Raw genomic sequence first — 13,248 nt, 5'->3', positions numbered from 1 at the left:
GGCATCCGGACCGGAGAGGCAGGGGGCGACTGCACCCTGGCTCTCCTCACCATTCTTATTGCTTCAGCGTGAAGACAACGAGCGCACCGGCATCCTTCGGCATGCTCGTAAAGGGTTCGCCGAAAAGGGCCGGGAACTCGTCCGCCACCATGCCGCCCCAACCGGCCGGCACTGCGATGTATTGCTTGTCGCCGGCGCTGTAGCTGATGATGCCGCCATTGTGACCGACGCCATTGAAATGCGACCACAGTTCCTGTCCGGTCTCCGCATTGTAGGCGCGTAGCACACCACGCGAGTCAGGCACGAACACCAGATTGCCGGCTGTCGCAAGCACGCTCGCCAGCGGAGGCTCGTCGAAATTGACCTCCCATTTCTTCGCACCAGTCACGGGATCACGTGCATCAAGATGACCGCGCGCCGCTCCGTCCGGCGGCGGAACGAGCTTGAAATTCGCGCCGATATTGAGCTGCGCCATCGGCTCGGTGATTGGCGTGGTCTTTATCACGTCCACATCCATGCACCATTCCTGGGCGAGCTTGTACCACAGGCCTGTCTTCGGGCTGTAGGCGCCCGAGTTCCAGCTGACGCCGCCGGCAATCGCCGGACACAGCGGCTCGCTCGCTTTCCCGAGAGTCAAGTCGCGCCGACCGATCAGTTCGCCGGTTTTCGGATCGATATCCTTGACGAAATTGATATTTTTCGCGATCCGCCACACGTTCTGCACCTTCCCATCGGCGCGGTCGTAGACGAACACAAAACCACCCTTGTTCGGATGCACGACGAGTTTGCGGCCGTCGCGGTCGATCATCACGAACTCACCGACTGCCGAGTCGAAATCCCATGCATCATGGGGCAGCTCCTGATGATAGAATTTCAGCTTGCCGGTGTCGGGATCGAGCGCGATGACCGAAGTTGTGTAGAGGTTGGTGCCTGGCCGCGGTCCGCTGTTCTTCCAGTCCGCGCCGGACCAGTCGTAAAGCGGTGCAGGATTGGCCGTTCCCCACCAGATGGTGTTGGTTTCAGGATCGTAGGTGCCGGGCATCCATGCGCCACCCCCGCCGGTGCGCCAGGAATCACTACCCCAGGTGGCCTTGGCTTCCTCGGTGCCGGCGACGGTGAAGAATTCCCATTTCTTCTTGCCCGTCTTGATATCGACTCCGAACAGCGGACCGCGCGAGGTCCATTCGCCGCCCTGGCTGCCGATGATGACGGTGTCCTTCACCACCAGCGGCGCACCCGTGAAGCCGACCGTGAGCTTCTTGGAGTCGACCAGCTGCGTGTTCCACACCTCCTTGCCGGTTTTCATGTCGAGCGCGATGAGATGCCCGTCGACGGTGCCAACGAAGACCTTGCCATCGCCGAGCGCGACACCGCGGTTGTACGGTGAGTGCGTCTGCATCGCGACGAGTTCCTCGTCGAGCGCCGGAAAGTGCGACCAGATCATCTTTCCGGTCGCCCCGTCGAGCGCATAGACGCGGCTATAGGAACCCGAATAGTAGAGCACGCCGTCAGCAACGAGCGGCATCGACTGCAGACCCCGCGTGGAACGTCCGGGCATATGGATCCAGGCGACTTCGAGATTCTTTACATTGCTCGCATTGATTTGATCGAGCCCGCTGTAGTGATACGATTTATAGCCGCCGTGATAGGTCAGCCAATCACCTGGGTTCTGCTCGGCCGCCTCGATGCGAGCGGAATTGATCTCTGACGGCGCGATCGCCCAAGCTGGTGGTGCAAGCATAGCGGCCAGTGCGGCAACATAGGTAAGGTGCCTTGTACTGACTGTCATTGTTCTGCCTCCCTTTGTATCGCGGGAACTACATCCAACATGCAGTCTGCTGCGGCCCTCTTGCAGAAGCTGCGTCATCCGTGCAGATCGTCTCCTGACCTCGGCGAGGGGTGCAGACACCAGACGGTGATCGCTGCGGCCGAATGTATTCGTTCAGCAGCGCCGTAGCATCACGATGAATTCAACGCTCAAAGTTGTACAAGCGCAAGCGATGTAATTTGGCAGCCAGACTGTCCGAACGTACATTCTGGTCTGAGCCGACACATCGCCAACGTCGGATGATGTCCGAACAGTGGATGCGACTCTCTGTTCTCGCGGCGTCCGGCACGGCGGCCGAGGCGCGGGTCCAAGAAGGCGGCGCACAGGAGCCTGGTTCACCCCCTTGCCAGAAGCAGCACGATGGCTATTTGACAGCGCCCCCGGTGATGCCGGCGATGAAGCGATCGAGGAAGATATTGTAGGCGATGGCTACGGGGATGGCGGCAATCAAAGCGCCCGCCATGATCTCGCCCCAGAAGAACACGTCGCCCCGGATCAGGTCGGTCGAGACGCCCAGCGTGATCGGCTTTTGGTCGGACGACGAGATGAAGGTCAGCGCGTAGACGAATTCCTGCAAGGTCAGAGTGAACGTAAAGATCACCACCGTCAGGATCGCCGGCACCGACAGCGGGATCGCCATCTTGATGAAGGCGCCAAACAGGCTGCAGCCGTCGACGATTGCGGCTTCCTCGATCTCGACCGGGAGCGCCTTGAAGAACCCCATCAGCAGCCAGGAGCAGAACGGGATCGTGAAGGTCGGGTAGACCAGCACCAGCGACCACATCGAGTTTTGCAGTCCGAGTTCGGCGATGATCCGGGACAGCGGCAGGAACAACAATGTCGGCGGCACCAGGTAGGTCAGGAAGATCATGATTCCGAGCGCTTCGCCCTTGCGACTGGTCATGCGGGCCAGGCTGTAACCGGCCGGAACCGCGGTGACCAAGGTGATCGCGGTAACGCAGACGCCGACGATCAGCGAGTTCAACAGCCAGCGCGCGAACAGGGTTTCCTCGAACAGGTACTTGATGTGCTCCAGCGTCGGCGGCTCGTTGAACCAGAACGGGATGTTGGTGACGTTGTAAAGGTCACTGTTCTGCTTGAACGCCGTGATCACCATCCAATAGAACGGAAACGCGGCCAGGATAACGAAGAATGCGACGGCGAGGAAAAACCCGGTTTCGCGGAGCGAGCGAGCAAAAGGCTCCGACATGTCAAATCTCCCGGCGACGAATAAAGCGAAGCATGAAGATCACCACGACTAGCAGCACCGGCAGCATGAACAGCGAGATCGCGGCGCCGTGCGCCACGTCGCCGGAAGCAATACCGGTCTGAAAGCCTTCAAAGCCCAGCACCGAGGTTGCGCCACCGGGGCCGCCCTGGGTCAGCAGGAAGACGATGGAAAGATCAGTGAACGTGAACACGATGCCGAAGATCAGGCCGATGGCCATGATCGGCAGGATCATCGGCAGGATGATCTGGTAGTTGCGGCGCCAAAAGCCTGCACCATCGACCGTCGCGGCGTCGATCACGTCCTGCGGAACCGCAGTGATGCCGGCGAGGAAAATCACGATGGCAAATGGAAAGAAGCGCCAAGCGTTGATAATGACAATGCACAGCATCGCAAGGTACGGATTGCCGAGCCAGTTCGGCGCCTCTTCGCGAGTAAGGATGCCAGCCGCAATCAGGGTCCAGTTGATCACGCTGTAGAGCGAATCGAACATCCACTGCCAGGCGATCGTGGCGAGCGCGACCGGTACCGCAAAAGGCAGGATGATTAGCGCTCGCACGATCTTGCGGCCAGGGAAGGGCTGCAACAGCAGGAAGGCGCCGAACTTTCCGAGCACGAGGCCGAGCAATTGCGACCCGAATGTAAAGATGAAGGTGTTGCGCAACGTGTCGAGGAAATTCGGATTTTGCAGGATCTGCTCGAAATTCGCCAGGCCGACGAACTTCCAAGTTGGGTTGTAGATGGTATAGGCGCTGAGCGAGTAATAGACCGCGAGCAGGAGCGGCAGGCCGACCAATAGCAAGACGTAGAGGATCGCCGGCGCGACCAAGATTGTTTCGAGTACCTCGCGACGGTCGAGGACGAAGTGAAAGCGCGAAATCGGCTTGGCAACAGGCTCTGCGATGACAGCCATCGGCGAATCCCCGGTTCAGTGGCGAGTGCGACGATTGCCGTTGGCGTCGAAATGGCGCAGCGCGCTGTTCTTCACGGCGAATGGATGCCACTCTCCGGGCCGAATGCTTCCTTCGGCGACGTGGGCTGGCGGCAACTTCGCCGTGATCGGCTGCTTCGAGTCAAAGCCATCCATCACGCCGTAAACAATGCGCTCGGACCCGAGATATTCCGAACGGTCGACGCGAAACAGAAATTCGGTCGCGCCTCCGTCTTCAATCATGTCCCTGGGCAAGAAATTCTCCGGCCGGAATCCGAGATAGCCGCCGTCATTGCGGGTGACGATGTTCATCGGCGGCGCGCCGACAAAGGTTGCGACAAAAAGGTCGGCAGGATCTTCATAGATATCGGTTGGCGTTCCCACTTGCCGAACCCTTCCATGATCGATGACCGCGATACGGTCGCCCATGCCCATCGCTTCGATCTGGTCGTGGGTCACGTAAATGGTGGTGAGGCCAACGCGCTGCTGAAAGTTCTTGATCTCCTGGCGGGCCGAGGTACGGAGTTTGGCATCCAGATTGGACAGCGGCTCGTCGAGCAGAAGCGCGGTCGGTTCGCGAACGAGCGCGCGCGCAAGCGCCACACGCTGGCGCTCGCCGCCTGAGAGCTGGCGTGGCCGCCGGTCGAGAAGATGGCCGATGCCGAGCAACTGCGAGGCCCACTCGACCTTGTTTTGGATGTCCTGGGAGGGCATGCGCTGCGTGCGCAGCGGAAAGGCAATGTTATTACGTACCGTATAGTGCGGATAAAGGCCGTAGCTCTGGAACATCATCGCAATGCCGCGGGCGCGGGGCGGGATGTCGTTGACGACATTGCCGCCGATCAGGAGGTCGCCGCTGGTCTGTTGCTCGAGGCCGCAGATGATGCGGAGGAACGTCGTCTTGCCGCAGCCCGAGGGGCCGAGCAGCACCATGAACTCGCCATCCGGCACCCTCAGCGAGATGCCGTTGACGGCGTTAATCTCGCCGAACTTCTTGACGATATCCCTGGTCAATACGGCTGCCATCGATCCTCCCGGAGCTCATGCATGGCGCTCTGCTGCCAATCGCTGGGCAGGGCGCCAATCGTGTTTGCCCATGAGCTGCAACGTGGCCGGCTGCCGGAGCGCGCAAAGGAGGGCTGCGTCCGGACACGGCTTCAGGCTTTCTCGTGCCACTTCTTGAAAATGGCATCAGACTGTTGGTGCGCCCATTTGACCGAGTCCTCGGCGGACATCTGACCGCTCGCCGCCTTTGCCATCATGTCGCAGATAACGAAGTCGTTATAGACCTCGTCGACGGCGGGCCAGGACGGGCCGGGATATCCCGGGGAGGCCGACCACTGCTCGGACTCCTGTAGCACCGCTAATTTGTCTGATGGCGTCGAAGTCGGATCGTTCGAGAGGATCGGCATCGGCTTCGGCACCAGATTGGCGAAGCAGGGGTTATTGTAGCCTTCGCTCGCCTTGAACGCCTCCGGCCAATGATCGGCGTAGTATTTGAGGAACTCGATTGCGCCTTCCTTGTTCTTGGCGAACTTCCAGATGCCGTAGAATTCGGAAGCGCCGCCCATGATCTGGCGTACCGGCCCCCTTGGCGGAGCCATCACGAACGTGTCGTCGGCGCCCTTCTTGTTTGCCTTCTGGAACGTCCGATAGGCGGAGATCGGGTTGACGATCAGCGAGCCGATGCCCGAAACAAGATAGCGATTGTTGCTGGAGTCGTCCCACGACAGCACTTCGGACGTCATCGCCTCCTTGTACAGCGCGGTGACGAACTTGACGGCTTCGATCGTCTCCTTGCTGTTGAGCACGACGTTCTTGCCGTCGGCGTCCTGCAGCGCGCCGCCAAAGCTCCAGAGCAGGCCGCGCCAGGTCGTGTTCGGGTCGTTGCTGTGTCCGAGCGAAATGCCGACCGGATGGCCCTTGGCTTTCAGCTTGGCGCCGCCGATACGCACGTTGTCCCACGTGTCCGGCTTCATCCCGATCTCGTCCCACATGCTCTTGCGATACATGGCCGGGAAATTGATGTAGAAATCGGGGAATGCAGACCAGGTCTTGTCGTCCTGATTATAACCGATCTGCCGGCCGATCGTGCTGACCTTGCCGTACTTTTTCTCGGTCGCCTCGACGAGGCTCGTCACGTCGATGAGGAATTTGCGGTAGAGGTGCGCGCCGCCTGCGCCGTTCCAGCCGAACAGATCGTGGCCCGATTGTGCGGAGGCTTCGGCGGCCGCACGCGCGGCGACGTTGCCGACCGGGATGTGATCTACAGTGACCTCGACGTGGTTCTTCTCTCCCCAGTCCTTTGCGAACGTATCGAACCACTTGTCGTACTCCGGGACGAAATGGCTCCACTGTACGATGGAGATGGATTTGGTGTCGGCAAGCGCACGGGAAACGAATGGGGCAGCAAGGGACGGCACCGAAGCGGCGGCAAGGATAAGACCAGTTTGTGTCAGGAAACGACGTCGCGTGACGCGCAAAAAATTGCCCGTGCTCATCTGGACTCCTCCTGCGGATATCGCCAGTTGGAGAAAGGCTCATCCAGATGAGGGATCAGTCTAGCTCCGCCCTGGATATTGTTATCGCTGGCGTCACTATAGCTTTGAGGACCGGACCGGCCTTTCTACTAAAGCCGGTCACTCGGTACGCTGCCGTACAAGGATTGACAGCGGAGGAAGTCGCGCGGCGCTGGCCGGAAGCAAGCTGTTTGGATGGCTGCGTCAGACGCAGCAAAGGCAGGCGCGCATAAGGTCGGCGTCCGCGGAAATGCGGTGCTCGTGCAGGCCGCTGCGATTTAGGTACCGGTATTCCGACGCTATGATCTGATAGCATTCGCATGTTCTAAGCTCGAGGGCGGCGTGATCGCACACGTCGATGCCACCTCGCTGCCTGATGAGCCCGCCGGACTGTTCCAGTTCCGCAAGCGTCGTCGTGATGCTGGCGCGTCGCACACCGAGAATGACTGACAGCATGTCGTGCGTCACGGGGATGATCCGGTCGTCCAGACGGTCGGCTGCGAGCAGCAGCCAGCGGCTCAGCCGTTCCTGCAGGCTGTGGCGGGCGCTGCAAAGCGTTGTCTGGGCATTCTGGACCAACAGCGCGTGGATATAGCTGAACAGCTGCTGCTGGATGTCCGGGGATCTGTGCGCGGCCCTGCTTAGGTCCGGCACCGCGATGCGCAATGCATAACCGGGGACCGACATCAGGCAGCGATTGGGTGAGCGCTGCATACCGAGCGCCGCCGCCACTCCGACAAAACCGAGCCGTCCAACCATGGCGATTCCGACTGGACCATCACGCTGCGTTCGCACCAGCAGCGAGGCGACGCCGCGTTCGATGAAGTAGATATGCTCGATGGGATGGTGGTAGTCCTGAAGAATTGCCCGGCGCTTGAGTGCAACGGGCTGCAGGAAGGGACGAAGCCGCTCAAAGGACGCCGGCGCAAGACCGCCCAGCAGACGGTTCTGGACCCGCACCGTCTGCTCGCGGTCGGCACCACTCAGCGCACTTTTGAACACTATCCCATGGGGCTGTCCGCCGGATGCGTCCCGATCCGGCCTTGTTCCGCCGGCATTGGGGCTTCCTATACGCGAAGCTACTCCCTCTTCGACCTGGAGTCACCGGCACCCGACAATCCAGCGACGGCCGGTCAAAGGCGCCTTCAACTCCCCAACGAATAGGCTGTAAGCTGGCGGCCCAATCTGTTCACTCGGGCGTCAGAGGCGATTTGATTTCGGTCATCGAGCTCTACACCGACTTCGCTTATTGGGCTTATTGGCCCGATGCTGCCTAGCTCGATGCGCGTCCAAGCGGCGGCCGTCGAGTAGACAGGAAGCGGCTTGCACCGGTCCAGACCGCCGGTTTTGACCCGAAGCGGTCCTGGACCTTCGCTCGCCATCTCGCCTGACGACGCAAGCCGAAGTGATGCCATTTGAAGTGATGTCATTTATTGCGTCGCTTCGCGCCGTCAGTGGTTCAGGCGGGGTTCGTCGGCGCAAGATTGCCGCAATGCAGCGTGGCCGCTTCCCAATCCATCCGGTCCTATTTGACTTGCAGGTGGTGGCTGTCCGCATCTCCTGCGCATCCCTATGTCTGATATAATTGATATCTGCCGGGTTCATCCAAGAAAGGCCCGCATGAAAAATTGATCCCCGGAGGAGCACTGCCGTCGAAATGGCCGCGGGCCGGCGGTTTTACCCAATGCGCAATCATCCACAGGGGAAACGCCATGAAACGTCGCCAATTTCTAAGTACGGCAGGCGCCGGCCTCGCCGCGTCTGCCGCCGTTGTTGCGCCAGCCATCGCCCAGTCGATGCCTGAATTAAAGTGGCGCTGCACCACGAGTTGGCCGAAGTCGCTGGATGTGCCTTTCAGTGCATCAGAGACGATCGCGAAATATGTTGCGGAAGCTACCGACAACAAGTTTCAAATTCAGCCCTTCGCAGGCGGCGAGATCGTGCCTGCCTTGCAGGCTGTCGATGCAGTAAGCAATGCAACGGTCGAAATGTGCCACACCGCCGCCTATTATTTCATCGGCAAGGATCCGACCTTCGCACTCTATTGCTCGGTACCGTTCGGCCTGAACTCGCGCCAGCAGAATGCATGGTTTCAGGATCACGGCGGTCAGGACATGCTCAACGAGTTCGGCAAGAAGTACAACATATACGGTATTGCGGGCGGCAATACCGGCACTCAGATGGGCGGCTGGTTCCGCAAGGAGATCAACAGCGTCGAAGATCTCAGCGGATTGAAGATGCGGATCGGCGGTTGGGCGGGCAAGACCCTTTCAAAGCTCGGCGTGGTTCCGCAGCAGATCGCAGGCGGCGACATCTATCCCGCATTGGAAAAAGGCACGATCGACGCAACCGAATGGGTCGGTCCCTATGACGACGAGAAGCTCGGCTTCTACAAGGTCGCGAGGTACTACTATTATCCGGGCTGGTGGGAAGGTGGCACGGCGCTGCATTTCTTCATCAACCTGGACAAGTGGAACGCCCTGCCAAAGGCTTACAAGTCGCTCCTCGCTCTGGCCTGCGGCTATGCGAACATGGACGTTCAGGCGCGCTATGATGCGCGCAATCCGGCGGCCATCAAACGGCTCGTCGCCAACGGGACGCTTCTGCGTCCGTTCAGCCAGGCGGTGATGGAAGCGTGCCTAAAGGCTTCGAACGAGGTCAATACGGAAACCTCCGCGTCCAACCCTGATTTCAAGAAGATCTACGATTCGCAAGTGGACTTTCGAAACGACGAGAATCTCTGGTGGCAGATCGCGGAGTATTCATATGAAACATTCATGATCCGCATGCGTTCGAAGGGCTGAACGAGCCGCGCGCGGGCCCTGCGGGATACTCTTCGACCTGTCTTATCGGTTTCAGCCGGAAGGAAGCCGGCCGTCGCGGCCCGATGGCGGGCCGACGACAGTATTCGCGCTGACCGCGTCGATGATGGCACACTTCCAGAACTCGGTTGTCTTCTGCGGTCAGCAGCAGATCGCTCTTCGGATTGAAGTGGTCTTGTCTTGAAAGTTCGTCACGTTAGTCGGATACTGGATAGGATCCCTTGGGCCATTGTCAATCCGAGGAGGACGATCATGGCGATTCAGATCGTGATGGACCGCACCGGCGACAGCCATCACCCTTTCAACCCCCGCGACCTGCAGGAAGTGGCGAAGGCGGAGCAGCGGTTCTATGAGCTGACGAATGCCGGCTTCACCGCCGCGGTCCGGACGGGTCCCGGTCAGATCTCGCAGATCCGATCGTTCGACCCCAGTGCGGATGAAACCCTCTTTTTCCCCAGATTGATCGGCGGCTAGCCGCTCATGTTCGGCTTTCGGCCGTCGGCGTCGGGCGTCCGCTCCCGCACGAGAGCGGCGCGAATGCTCTTCATCAGGCACGGCGCCGAGCGCACACCAGAGGGGCGGTCGCTGCTGCTCTTGCGGCGTTGGCTATCGCCCGCGCAGCGGGAGCAGTTCGCAAGGAGGGGCTACTTCGAGGTTGTCGGAAGCGAAAGTGGGAAGCGGTACCGGATCCACGCCGGGACGTCGGTGAACGTGTGCGAGATTGACGAAAGAGGCCGCGTGCGGGAGGGGCTGTGCTTCATGCCGATCGGCGCGCTGCCGATCGGAGATGTCATGCTTGCCCAGAAGATTGCGTTGGAAACATGCGAGGGCAAGGCGCGCGCCGTGGCCAGGAGGTTCACGCCGAGCACTTTCCAGTTCAGACAAGCCCGACCTCTCGGTTGACGCCACGTACTGCGAAGCACGAAGCTGTCCAATCCGGCGCCGATAAGGACATACTGACTTATGCCCTTGATTGTCGCCTCACGCAGTGCATCCTCTGCATAGCGAGAGCGGATCACCACTCCAGGGAGGGCGGTGTTGGTCAGCAGGAACTCGTCCAACACTGAAGCGCTTGTCCGTAGGGCACGCGCGTCCTGATCCATGCACGACCGATCCTCTCAAATCCGAAAGGGAGCTTGCGATCGGATTTGGCGCTTCAGGCGGCGAGACCGTAGCGCGGCTTGCGCCGAGCGCGCGCGTCGTCAAAGCGTTCAGCACCACGGGCTCCCGCAACATGGCAGACAGCGACTATCCCGGTGGAAAGCTGATGATGGCACTTGCCGGCGACGATACGCCCGCCAAGCAGATCGTCATCGCGCTTGTCGCAGACCTCGGTTTCGACCCGATCGACACCGGCCCGCTGGCCATGAGTCGCTACCTCGAGCCTTTGGCAATGCTGTGGATCAACCTCGCTTACACGCAGCAGCTCGGACCAAATATCGGGTTCGCGCTGCTGCGAAGATGAAGCACCGATCTGGTCTGACGAAATGGCGACCCGAGCTGTCATTTCGACAGTTCGATCGCGAGGAAACGATCGGCCAGAACTGATCGGTAGGTCCCCTTCTGGCCCTTCTGCGACATTCAGCGATGTCCGCTATTGCGCCGCTAGTGGCAGAGAAGCGGACATCGGGCGCGCCGGAGCCGAGCACTCCGATCTGACCAGGGGGCGGTCTTAGGCGTGCCTACTCCTCGTCGTCTTCGTCCTCGTCTTCATCCTCGTCGTCTTCTTCCTCTTCCACGCGCGCGAGCGTGGCCAGCGGCAGCGTCTCGCGGAACAAATCGCCTTCCATGCCCATCCAGAGGCAGAGCACGTCGTTCTCTTTGACCTCCGCGACCGTCAGCGGCTGGCCGCCGGATTTCAGCATCACGACATCACCGGCTTTCACTTCCATGGATTGTCCTTTCGCGTTGATCGACCGGACGCGAAGCTAGCAATTTGTCATGACATCCGGAAAACGGGGGCGGTGGATGAGACCGCGCATTCCCATGCACGGAACGCCCAAGTGCCGGGGCCGCTGGCAAAGGGAGCCTTCATCGCAAACCCCGCGACGATGCCATCATGCCCCTGTTTTGCCCGACGTGTCAAAAGAATTTCGTAAAATCGAAAATCGAATTGCGTTTGCCGTAAGTCCTTGAGTTTGCAGCAGTCGGCTACTGTGCATGGGGTTGTTTTTCGATAATTTGTTTTCGCGGGGCTTTGTTTACCCCGGCAGGAGCTCGGTCAGCGAGCGGATGATGCGGTCGGGCTTGACGATCGAGCCTTCGGGCAGGCCGTCGCCATGCACGTCGATCCAGATCGAATAGATGCCGAGGCGCTGCGGCGTCACGACTTCCCATTCCAGGTTGTCGCCGATCATCCAGGTGTCATCAGCGGTGACACCGAGCGCCTCCATCGCGTGCAGATAGGCGCGCTCCTCGGGCTTGCCGAAGCCGTGCTCGCCCTCGATCTGGATGTGGTGGAAGCGGTGCGCGAGCTCGAAGCGCTCGACCTTGGCGCGCTGGGTGTCGGCGGCGCCGTTGGTCACCAGGGCGAGCTTGATGCCGAGCGCCTTCAGCTGGTCGATCGCCTCATGCGCGCCGGGGAAGACGAACATCTCCTCCTCGCGATAGGCGGTGAAACGGTCGGCGATGCGGATGGCGAGATCGTCGGGCAGGGCGCGATGACCGGCGGCCGCGAGCGCGGCAAAGCCGCCCTTGACCGTGAGGTGGCGGGCTTCGGCGAGCTTCAGCCGCCATGCGGCTTCCGCGTTGGCCCAGAAGTTTCGCGCGAACGCCAGCACCGCGGTTGCGACCAGCTGTGGCGGCAGCGGCGCGAGTTCTTCGGCGAACTCGGCCGTGATCGTATTCCAGGCGATCTCGGGCCGGCCATAGGCCGACAGGATGGTGTCGTCCATGTCGATCAGCATGGCGCGAGGGAGCGGCGGCATGGCGAGGCTCATGGCCATTTCACTTCCGGCGGCAGCGACGACAGGATCGAATCCACATTGCCGCCGGTCTTGAGCCCGAAGATGGTGCCGCGGTCGTAGAGCAGGTTGAACTCGACATAGCGGCCGCGCCGGATCAATTGCTCCTCGCGATCCGCAGCGGTCCAGCTTGTCGCGAAATTGCGCCGGACGATCTCTGGATAGATCTTCAGGAAGGCGCGGCCGACGTCCTGGGTGAAGGCAAGATCTGCGTCCCAGTCGCCGCTGTCATGCCAGTCGTAGAAGATACCGCCGATGCCGCGCGCTTCTTTGCGGTGCGGCAGGTAGAAATATTCGTCGCACCACTTCCTGTACTTGTCGTAGTCGGCGACACCGCTCGGCTGCGCGCAGGCCTCTCTCATGGCAGCGTGGAAGGCGATGCTGTCGGTATCGTCCTGCGTGCGCCTTCGGTCGAGCACCGGCGTCAGGTCGGCGCCGCCGCCGAACCAGGCTTTTGTGGTGACGACGAAGCGCGTGTTCATGTGCACCGCGGGCACATGCGGATTGCGCAGATGCGCGATCAGCGAGATGCCGGAGGCCCAGAATTTTGGATCCTCCGCGGCGCCGGGGATCTGAGCACGAAACTCGGGGGCGAACTCGCCGTGAACGGTCGAGCAATGCACGCCGACCTTCTCGAACAGGCGGCCATGCATCATCGACATCACGCCGCCACCTCCGGCCGCGCCGGTATGATCGGTGCGCTGCCACGGCGTGCGCTTGAAGCGGCCGGCTTCGCCCGGATAGAGGTTTTGCGGCGCGTCGTCTTCCAGCCGCTCGAAGCTCGCGCAGATGTCGTCGCGCAAGGCTTCGAACCAGGTGCGGGCACGGGCCTTGCGGCCTTCGATTGTTGAGGCGTCCATACTCAATTCCCGAAACGAACCTGCCGTAGGGTGGGCAAAGGCGCCCTTGCGCCGTGCCCACCATTTCTTGTCGTGATCCTGATTGGTGGGCACGCTT

The 13,248-nt window shown here is 60.8% G+C and carries 13 protein-coding genes and 1 pseudogene; 4 read left to right on the top strand and 10 right to left on the bottom strand.

Features of this window, described 5'->3' with window-relative positions:
* Positions 1-55 precede the first annotated feature (55 nt).
* The 6 genes from CWO91_RS16210 to CWO91_RS16185 form a co-directional block, all read right to left on the bottom strand.
* Positions 56-1,741 carry a pyrroloquinoline quinone-dependent dehydrogenase gene (locus CWO91_RS16210; RefSeq protein ID WP_130214359.1) on the bottom strand — a complete coding sequence of 562 codons (1,686 nt, stop codon included), beginning with the start codon at positions 1,739-1,741 and terminating at the stop codon, positions 56-58.
* A gap of 451 nt (positions 1,742-2,192) precedes the next feature.
* Positions 2,193-3,038: a carbohydrate ABC transporter permease gene (locus CWO91_RS16205; protein WP_130214329.1), complete on the bottom strand. Its 846-nt coding sequence runs from the start codon at positions 3,036-3,038 to the stop codon at positions 2,193-2,195.
* A gap of 1 nt (position 3,039) precedes the next feature.
* Positions 3,040-3,969, bottom strand: a complete 930-nt coding sequence (locus CWO91_RS16200; protein ID WP_130214328.1) for a carbohydrate ABC transporter permease — start codon at positions 3,967-3,969, stop codon at positions 3,040-3,042.
* 15 nt (positions 3,970-3,984) lie between these two features.
* Positions 3,985-5,013 (bottom strand): ABC transporter ATP-binding protein, encoded by a 1,029-nt coding sequence (locus CWO91_RS16195; RefSeq protein ID WP_130214327.1) that lies wholly within the window; start codon positions 5,011-5,013, stop codon positions 3,985-3,987.
* A gap of 131 nt (positions 5,014-5,144) precedes the next feature.
* A complete protein-coding gene (locus CWO91_RS16190) occupies positions 5,145-6,488 on the bottom strand; it encodes an extracellular solute-binding protein (protein ID WP_130214326.1) in 1,344 nt (447 codons plus the stop codon).
* Positions 6,489-6,710: 222 nt separating this feature from the next.
* Positions 6,711-7,508: a Crp/Fnr family transcriptional regulator gene (locus CWO91_RS16185; RefSeq protein WP_130214325.1), complete on the bottom strand. Its 798-nt coding sequence runs from the start codon at positions 7,506-7,508 to the stop codon at positions 6,711-6,713.
* 710 nt (positions 7,509-8,218) lie between these two features.
* On the opposite strand from CWO91_RS16185, the gene CWO91_RS16180 reads away from it, so the two are divergent.
* The 3 genes from CWO91_RS16180 (at position 8,219) to CWO91_RS43735 (ending at position 10,231) form a co-directional block, all read left to right on the top strand.
* Entirely contained in the window at positions 8,219-9,310 is a 1,092-nt protein-coding gene (locus CWO91_RS16180; RefSeq protein WP_130214358.1) for a TRAP transporter substrate-binding protein, read from the top strand.
* Between the two features lie 270 nt (positions 9,311-9,580).
* Positions 9,581-9,802: a hypothetical protein gene (locus tag CWO91_RS16175; RefSeq protein WP_128935602.1), complete on the top strand. Its 222-nt coding sequence runs from the start codon at positions 9,581-9,583 to the stop codon at positions 9,800-9,802.
* 6 nt (positions 9,803-9,808) lie between these two features.
* The gene (locus CWO91_RS43735; RefSeq protein WP_208753035.1) at positions 9,809-10,231 is read left to right on the top strand and encodes a hypothetical protein; all 423 of its coding nucleotides are present in this window, start codon (positions 9,809-9,811) and stop codon (positions 10,229-10,231) included.
* Positions 10,232-10,287: 56 nt separating this feature from the next.
* Here CWO91_RS43735 and CWO91_RS45245 read toward each other — a convergent pair.
* Positions 10,288-10,431: pseudogene (locus CWO91_RS45245) on the bottom strand (hypothetical protein); the annotation flags it as partial.
* A gap of 131 nt (positions 10,432-10,562) precedes the next feature.
* On the opposite strand from CWO91_RS45245, the gene CWO91_RS16165 reads away from it, so the two are divergent.
* Positions 10,563-10,793: a hypothetical protein gene (locus tag CWO91_RS16165; protein ID WP_130214323.1), complete on the top strand. Its 231-nt coding sequence runs from the start codon at positions 10,563-10,565 to the stop codon at positions 10,791-10,793.
* A gap of 217 nt (positions 10,794-11,010) precedes the next feature.
* Here CWO91_RS16165 and CWO91_RS16160 read toward each other — a convergent pair whose 3' ends face one another.
* The 3 genes from CWO91_RS16160 to hemF form a co-directional block, all read right to left on the bottom strand.
* Positions 11,011-11,220 (bottom strand): YodC family protein, encoded by a 210-nt coding sequence (locus CWO91_RS16160; protein ID WP_130214322.1) that lies wholly within the window; start codon positions 11,218-11,220, stop codon positions 11,011-11,013.
* A 309-nt stretch (positions 11,221-11,529) separates the two neighbouring features.
* Complete coding sequence (locus CWO91_RS16155) at positions 11,530-12,273, bottom strand: HAD family hydrolase (protein ID WP_130214321.1); 744 nt, start codon at positions 12,271-12,273, stop codon at positions 11,530-11,532.
* Entirely contained in the window at positions 12,264-13,151 is an 888-nt protein-coding gene (hemF, locus tag CWO91_RS16150; protein ID WP_130214320.1) for an oxygen-dependent coproporphyrinogen oxidase, read from the bottom strand. Before hemF ends, CWO91_RS16155 begins: the two co-directional genes overlap by 10 nt.
* Positions 13,152-13,248: the final 97 nt, after the last annotated feature.

Source organism: Bradyrhizobium genosp. SA-3 (genome assembly GCF_004212635.1).
Classification (GTDB): domain Bacteria; phylum Pseudomonadota; class Alphaproteobacteria; order Rhizobiales; family Xanthobacteraceae; genus Bradyrhizobium.
This window is presented reverse-complemented; position numbering and strand designations above follow the sequence as displayed.

Coding starts and splice junctions, on each gene's coding strand:
- CWO91_RS16210 (WP_130214359.1), bottom strand. CDS start 1,741: ATGCTTGCACCACCAGCTTGGGCGATCGCGCCGTCAGAGATCAATTCC.
- CWO91_RS16205 (WP_130214329.1), bottom strand. CDS start 3,038: ATGTCGGAGCCTTTTGCTCGCTCGCTCCGCGAAACCGGGTTTTTCCTC.
- CWO91_RS16200 (WP_130214328.1), bottom strand. CDS start 3,969: ATGGCTGTCATCGCAGAGCCTGTTGCCAAGCCGATTTCGCGCTTTCAC.
- CWO91_RS16195 (WP_130214327.1), bottom strand. CDS start 5,013: ATGGCAGCCGTATTGACCAGGGATATCGTCAAGAAGTTCGGCGAGATT.
- CWO91_RS16190 (WP_130214326.1), bottom strand. CDS start 6,488: ATGAGCACGGGCAATTTTTTGCGCGTCACGCGACGTCGTTTCCTGACA.
- CWO91_RS16180 (WP_130214358.1), top strand. CDS start 8,219: ATGAAACGTCGCCAATTTCTAAGTACGGCAGGCGCCGGCCTCGCCGCG.
- CWO91_RS16175 (WP_128935602.1), top strand. CDS start 9,581: ATGGCGATTCAGATCGTGATGGACCGCACCGGCGACAGCCATCACCCT.
- CWO91_RS43735 (WP_208753035.1), top strand. CDS start 9,809: ATGTTCGGCTTTCGGCCGTCGGCGTCGGGCGTCCGCTCCCGCACGAGA.
- CWO91_RS16165 (WP_130214323.1), top strand. CDS start 10,563: ATGGCAGACAGCGACTATCCCGGTGGAAAGCTGATGATGGCACTTGCC.
- CWO91_RS16160 (WP_130214322.1), bottom strand. CDS start 11,220: ATGGAAGTGAAAGCCGGTGATGTCGTGATGCTGAAATCCGGCGGCCAG.
- CWO91_RS16155 (WP_130214321.1), bottom strand. CDS start 12,273: ATGGCCATGAGCCTCGCCATGCCGCCGCTCCCTCGCGCCATGCTGATC.
- hemF (WP_130214320.1), bottom strand. CDS start 13,151: ATGGACGCCTCAACAATCGAAGGCCGCAAGGCCCGTGCCCGCACCTGG.